This window comes from Paenibacillus sp. TAF43_2 (genome assembly GCF_052113545.1).
Classification (GTDB): Bacteria; Bacillota; Bacilli; order Paenibacillales; family Paenibacillaceae; genus Pristimantibacillus.
The window spans coordinates 1-6,201 of record NZ_JBFRDK010000260.1; the positions used below are offsets into that span (position 1 = coordinate 1).

At 44.5% G+C, this 6,201-nt stretch carries 6 protein-coding genes; 5 read left to right on the forward strand and 1 reads right to left on the reverse strand.

The annotated features are described in order from the left end of the window. Nucleotides 1–658, reverse strand: a 658-nt coding sequence (locus AB4Z17_RS31075; RefSeq protein WP_441964160.1) for a phytoene desaturase family protein, incomplete at its 3' end; no start/stop codon positions are given. A gap of 480 nt (nt 659–1,138) precedes the next feature. Here AB4Z17_RS31075 and AB4Z17_RS31080 point away from each other — a divergent pair. The 5 genes from AB4Z17_RS31080 to AB4Z17_RS31100 all read left to right on the forward strand — a co-directional run. Continuing rightward, on the forward strand, nt 1,139–2,275 hold the full coding sequence (locus AB4Z17_RS31080) for a glycosyltransferase (RefSeq protein ID WP_441907391.1): 1,137 nt from the start codon (nt 1,139–1,141) through the stop codon (nt 2,273–2,275). After that, nucleotides 2,272–2,772: a glycosyl-4,4'-diaponeurosporenoate acyltransferase gene (locus tag AB4Z17_RS31085; protein WP_441907392.1), complete on the forward strand. Its 501-nt coding sequence runs from the start codon at nt 2,272–2,274 to the stop codon at nt 2,770–2,772. The genes AB4Z17_RS31080 and AB4Z17_RS31085 overlap by 4 nt, the downstream gene beginning before the upstream one ends. Next, complete coding sequence (locus tag AB4Z17_RS31090) at nt 2,772–3,698, forward strand: MerR family transcriptional regulator (RefSeq protein ID WP_441964162.1); 927 nt, start codon at nt 2,772–2,774, stop codon at nt 3,696–3,698. Before AB4Z17_RS31085 ends, AB4Z17_RS31090 begins: the two co-directional genes overlap by 1 nt. A gap of 94 nt (nt 3,699–3,792) precedes the next feature. Beyond that, on the forward strand, nt 3,793–5,343 hold the full coding sequence (locus AB4Z17_RS31095) for a phytoene desaturase family protein (protein ID WP_441964164.1): 1,551 nt from the start codon (nt 3,793–3,795) through the stop codon (nt 5,341–5,343). Beyond that, on the forward strand, nt 5,334–6,201 hold an 868-nt coding region (locus AB4Z17_RS31100; protein WP_441964166.1), incomplete at its 3' end, for a phytoene desaturase family protein. The genes AB4Z17_RS31095 and AB4Z17_RS31100, both read left to right, overlap by 10 nt.

Genomic DNA, 6,201 nt, shown 5'->3' on the forward strand with positions numbered 1-6,201 from the left:
CTACATAATAGATGCCAAGCCCCATTTGTACATAGATTAATTGTGACAGCACAGCGGGAGCGGCATAAGGCGAGGAACCGATATACATGATGAAAAAATCGAACAATTGACGCAAATGCTTGTCCTTCAGAAAACGGTTTGTCGTCTGATGCATCGTCTTCATCGGGTCCATCGCTAACAGTTCCTTCATACTGTGGTGACGCCGCAGGTCGCTCAGGCCACTAAGGCTCTTGTTATAAAAGCTTTTTGTGTTGAGCTGATACATTTGCTGACAATAATCCAAATAAGAGAGGAATTGCTGTGCATCAACCGGTGAGATTTGTTCGAATTGCTTGATTAGGTCAGGGAAGTCACCTGTTATATCAAGTGTTACCCCATCTTCGAAAAAAGTTCTCCACTGAGGTTCAACACGAACCAGCTTCATATAATCCTCTAAATTGCGGCCAGCACTTTCAAACAGCTGTTCGAGTACCCAAGGCATCGTCAAAATAGAAGGACCCGTATCGAAAGTGTAGCCTTGCCCTGATCTTACGTTTAATTTGCCGCCTACGCGTTCATTTTTTTCTAATATGGTCACTTGATGCCCATCTACAGAGAGGCGAATAGCAGCTGATAGTCCGCCGAGACCGCCTCCGACGACAATAATCTTTTTGCTCATAGGAGCACTTCCTCTCAACATTGGTCATTTAGCCGAAACGATGCAGATGACAAACTATATACACAATCGTATAATCGTTGTAGAACTAACGTAAAAGGTTAATGCGATAAGCAGAATGCGGGATATGCATTTAACCAACACTTTTTCACTTTCAGTATTAACAAATTTTACCTATAACATGCAGCTGTTGCAGGATCAAATCTTCGGATAGCTCCTGCTATTTCGTCGTTAAACGATGAGAATGAGGCTATAAAAAGAGCGAATAATGGCTCGTATAGTTTGAATGCCATCATTTTCACCAAAGATAGGGCTGTGGTTGTAAGTTTGTATAGCCATTATCAACTGCCAAATGGAATGACCTAATCAGCCTGGTGAAAGGTGGTACACAACTTTGGGGAAAATGAGCTGTTTGTATATGAAAACATGGAATAACGAGTCAAATAAGGAATTTTGGTACCTATTGCACAGAGGATTAGATCTATGATTGAAAATGTTGTGCTGTTGCTTGGCGGACTTATTTGTGGTGCTTGGCTGCTGAACAAAATCCGACCATTAGAAGAGGGTTTGGTGCCTTTCACAAAGAACGATAGAAAGAGTTTCTCAAGCATTTCAGTTATCATTCCAGCTAGAAATGAAGAGAGAAACCTGACACAGTTATTGCCATCAATAAAGGGGCAGCAACTCGCTCCATTTGAAGTGATTGTTGTAGATGACGGATCAACTGATCGTACAGCAGCCATCGCTGAATCATTTGGTGCAATAGTTGTAAACCCGGGCGAGCTGCCGGATGGTTGGCTTGGTAAAAGCTGGGCGTGCTGGAATGGCGCGCAGGCAGCAAGCGGTCATTTACTTATTTTCCTTGATGCAGATACTTGTTTAGAGGATGCTGGGTTGTCGGTGCTGGCTGAGGCCCATTCAAAGCAGAACGGACTGCTTTCGATCCAGCCTTACCACAAGATGAAGCGGCCCTATGAATGGTTGTCAGCTTTTTTCAACATCATTGTCTTAGCTGCGGTTGGAGCACCTCAAATTGTTGCGGCAACAAAGAAGAAGGCTGTAGGCGCTTTCGGTCCTTGTATAGTCTGTACCCGAGAATCATATTTTCAAACAGGTGGGCACAAGGCTGTTCGTGAGCGTATTCTCGAAAATTACAGCTTAGGCCTTCTATTTGCTGAGCAGCATACGGTTCAAAATTGCAGCGGAAAAGGCGTTATTGCTTTCCGAATGTACCCGGAAGGCATACGGCAATTGTGTGCAGGCTGGAGTAAAAGCTTCGCATCAGGTGCATCTTCTACGACACCGCTGCGTTTACTAGCAATAATCTGGTGGCTGACTGGTTCGATTACGGTTGTTACACAATGGTTGAATCCTCAAATTTGGCGATCAAGCGACCAAATAACGATAGGAATAATCAGCTACCTCGCTTATGTTTTGTTAATAAATATACAGTTAAGCCGAGCTGGAAATTTTGGTTTCCAGACCGCTTTCCTGTTTCCTATTCCGCTTCTCTTTTTTATGGTGATCTTCGCTAGTTCAACGCTGCAAACCTTTTTTCGCCGCAAGGTCACATGGAAAGGTCGCTCGATTTCAACTATGAAGGGAAGCGGGCGGAAGTGAGAACTTTTGAATTTTCACCGTTTTGGACATTGGTTGTAAATATTTTTGCATGGCTGCTTGTGCATATAGGCGTATCTTATTTGTTTTTGAAAATGCCTGATGCTTGGTTCAGTCACACTGCTGATCGCAAGAAACCACAGACAAAGAAGAGCAAAGAAGAATTGATTTATGAACGATTGTTATTCATTCGTATTTGGAAAGACAAACTGCCAGACGGAGGAAGCTTGTTTCGAGGAGGCTTTGCCAAGAAAAAAATAGCTGTCCTTGAGAAAGCTTACTTGCAGACCTTTATACTTGAAACGCGGCGCGGAGAGTGGACTCACATCATATCAATGCTGCCTGCGCCGCTATTTTTCCTATGGAACGAAAGTATTTATGGCTGGATCATGATCGTTTATGCCATTGTCGCCAATGTCCCATTTATCATTGTGCAGCGCTATAACCGTTTTCGGCTGCAGCGCATTTTTTGGAAACTGAAGGAAAAGAGTGAAATGTAATGATGTACACAATCAGACAAGCTTCAACACTGCTAGGTATTCCTGCGGTTACGATTCGTGCTTGGGAAACAAGATATGAAGCGATTAAGCCTATTCGCACAGAAACAGGCTATCGCCTCTTTGATGATAAAAATATGGAGGATTTACGCTTCCTCAAAAACCAGACGGATGAGAAAGGTGTAACGATTTCGCAAGCTGTTCGACTGCTAAAGGAGCAGCAGCTTTTGCGCGAGCGCATGTTGGAAGCGAAGACAGAAACCCATGCTAAAGTTGGGGCTGAAGAGGCTCATCTAGAGATGGTGGAGCGCTTGTATAACACGCTTTCCAACTTTCGTACGGAACAAGCAAAAACGATGGTTGATTTAGGTTTTTCCATGTATGGCTATGACATTATGATCTATCAAATCTTATTTTCAGTAATGATTAAAGTCGGCACGGAGTGGGAAGAAGGCAGAGCTTCTGTCGCGCAGGAGCATTTTATTACACAGTTCGTGATTCAGCGTTGTCTTAGTTTCTTTCAACTTTTTCCGATTGATAATCGAGTGCCCCGCATGCTTGCTTTATGTCCATCTGGTGAACATCACCAAGCAGGACTTCTTTTATTTTCTTTATTTTTGCGAAAAAAAGGAGCTGACGTGCTGTATCTTGGACCAGATACTCCAGAGGATGGGATTCAAGACTTAATTAAGTCACAGCAAATTCGAGTCCTATGCATATCGTTAACAGATACGAAATTAATGGACTCCACCTTTGCTTTTATTAACCGTTTAAAGGTTCATCATGCTGATCTGCAAGTCGTTTTGGGCGGACAAGGCTTCAAAAACGTACCTGAACCGTATTCTGATTGGGTGCTGCCGAATGGCAATCAAGAAGAATGGGAAAGATGGTTTAAAGATAAGGTTTTAGGGTTAAGTTTCCAATTCTAATGAATAAATTAACTTTACAGACTATTATCGAGTATGTATTATGTTTGTATAATGTTTGTATAGTTAATTCGTTATATTGGAAAGGGGAATTTGTATGGACAAGGGCATCGTGGCCGTTATTGGAGCAGGCCCTGGCGGTTTAGCAGCTGCCATGGAGCTGGCTGGCCGAGGTTACCGAGTTACCGTCTATGAGAAGCAGCCCTATATAGGTGGGAGGACCTCCAGGCTTCAGCTGGGGGAGTATTTTTTTGATCGAGGACCTACGTTTTTCATGATGCCACACCTGCTTGAGGAAATGTTTCAATCTGTAAATCGCTCCTTGTACGACTATGTTGAGCTCATTGAGCTTGATCCGCTATATAGGCTGCAATTCGGCGATGTTACATTTTCACCGACACGGGACGAGAAGCAGATGGTTGAGAGAATCGAGGCGCTGTTTCCCGGCAACGGTAAAGGTTATCTTCAGTTTATGAAGGAGGAGGGGGAGAAATATAACAAGGTTTCCCCGCTGCTGCAGCGGCCTTTCAGCAAGCTAAGCGACTATATTTCTCGGGATGTGTTTCAAGCGCTCCCGCGGCTGAATGCGGTAGGAAGTGTGTATGACAGACTTTCACGTTATTTTACAGATGAAAGGCTGAAATATGCGTTTACTTTTCAAGCAAAATATTTAGGCATGTCGCCATGGGAATGCCCAGGAACATTTACAATTCTCGCTTATTTGGAACATAAATTTGGTCTTTTTCATCCAGTTGGAGGCGTTAACCGCGTCTGCGAGGCAATGGCTGAAGTGATTCGCGAGTACGATGGCGAGATTGTTACCTCCTGCGGTGTGCAAAGAGTGCTGAGCAAGAGCGGAAAAGCAGTAGGTCTGCTTTTGGAAAATGGTGAAAAAATAGAAGCGGATCATATCATCATCAATGCTGATTTTGCAACCGCTATGAACCAGTTGTTTGAACCGGGTGAGCTTAAGAAATACAGTCCGGCAAAGCTTGCCAAGAAGAAATATTCTTGCTCTACCTATATGCTCTACCTCGGAGTAAATCGTGAAATACATATGCCGCACCATAACATTTTATTTGCCAACAACTATCGCCAAAACGTACATGAGATCATGACAAAAAAGATGCTGTCTTCAGACGCATCTATTTATATACATAATCCTGGTCTTAACGATCCAACGCTCGCTCCTCAAGGGAAAACCGCTTTATACGCGCTTATGCCGGTACCGAATCTGACTGCGAATGTCAGTTGGGAGGAGCAGCGGGCACTCGTTAGAGAAAAGATGATCGAGCGTATGGAGCAGGAGCCAGAGCTTGCAGGCTTCTCGGCTGACATCGAGGAGGAAGCCATCATTACACCATTAGATTGGCGAAATGATCATCATGTCTATGAAGGAGCAACGTTTAATCTTGCACATTCACTTGATCAAATGATGAAGCTTCGTCCACATAACCGCTTCGAAGAGCTCGCTAATTGTTGGCTTGTAGGGGGAGGAACTCACCCTGGCAGCGGCTTGCCGACGATATTCGAATCAGCGCGCATAAGTACCCGGCTACTTATGGCGCAGGATGATAGTGAACGTATACGGGTTGGCGGAGCTTCAGCAGTCATTCACCCACAGAAGGAGGCCTTTCGGTGGGAGTAGCTTTTGTCGGTGGTGGAATAGGCAGTTTAACAGCAGCTCTGCTGCTTAGCAAGCAAGGCAAGCAGGTTACTATTTATGAAAGAGGCCCCCGGCTAGGCGGTAGATTAGCTTTTCAGGAAGGCGGAGGCTATCGGATCGATCAAGGCCCTACAATTGTGCTGTTGCCTGAAATGCTGCTTAGTATTTTGGAGGAAGCGGGAATCGAGCGATCACGCATACCGCTGCTCGAATGCGATCCGCTTTACCGTATTCATTATGCAGACGGCACCGTATTTCACAAATGGCGGAATCAGCAGCGCCAGATCGAAGAGCTTGAGCGAATGTTTCCAGAGGAAGTCGATGGTTTTCGGCGTTATATGGCGGACATGGAAGTAGCTTTTAAACAAGGAAAGGAAGCTTTTCTGGAACGTCCATTTTTGCGAAAACGAGAGTTTTATACTTTTCGAAACCTAACGTTATTAACGAAGCTTAAAGCCTACAAAAGCGTGCGTTCCTTTGCAGGACGATATTTCCGAAGTGAGAAGCTGCTTGATGCGTTCTCTCTACAAACCTTATACATAGGTGGCGCTCCTTTTCAATCTCCCGGATTGTATACGTTATTGCCCTTCGCTGAACATGCTTATGGCATTTGGTATGTAAAAGGAGGTTATGCCGGAATCGTTTCCATCTTGGAAGAGGAGCTGCGCAGAAGAGGGGTTCAAATCAAGACAGAAACTCAGATTGAGCAATTGGTACTTGAGAATGGACGCTGCATTGGCGTGATAGACGAAGGCGGCAGGGAAACGCTGCATGATACGATTGTGTATAACGGTGATTTTCCGCATCTGGCTTCATTGATGCCAAAGAACACTGTTCCAA

Bases quoted from the DNA above. Each gene is read 5' to 3' on its own strand.
- AB4Z17_RS31080 (WP_441907391.1), top strand. From the start codon at position 1,139: ATGATTGAAAATGTTGTGCTGTTGCTTGGCGGACTTATTTGTGGTGCT.
- AB4Z17_RS31090 (WP_441964162.1), top strand. From the start codon at position 2,772: ATGATGTACACAATCAGACAAGCTTCAACACTGCTAGGTATTCCTGCG.
- AB4Z17_RS31095 (WP_441964164.1), top strand. From the start codon at position 3,793: ATGGACAAGGGCATCGTGGCCGTTATTGGAGCAGGCCCTGGCGGTTTA.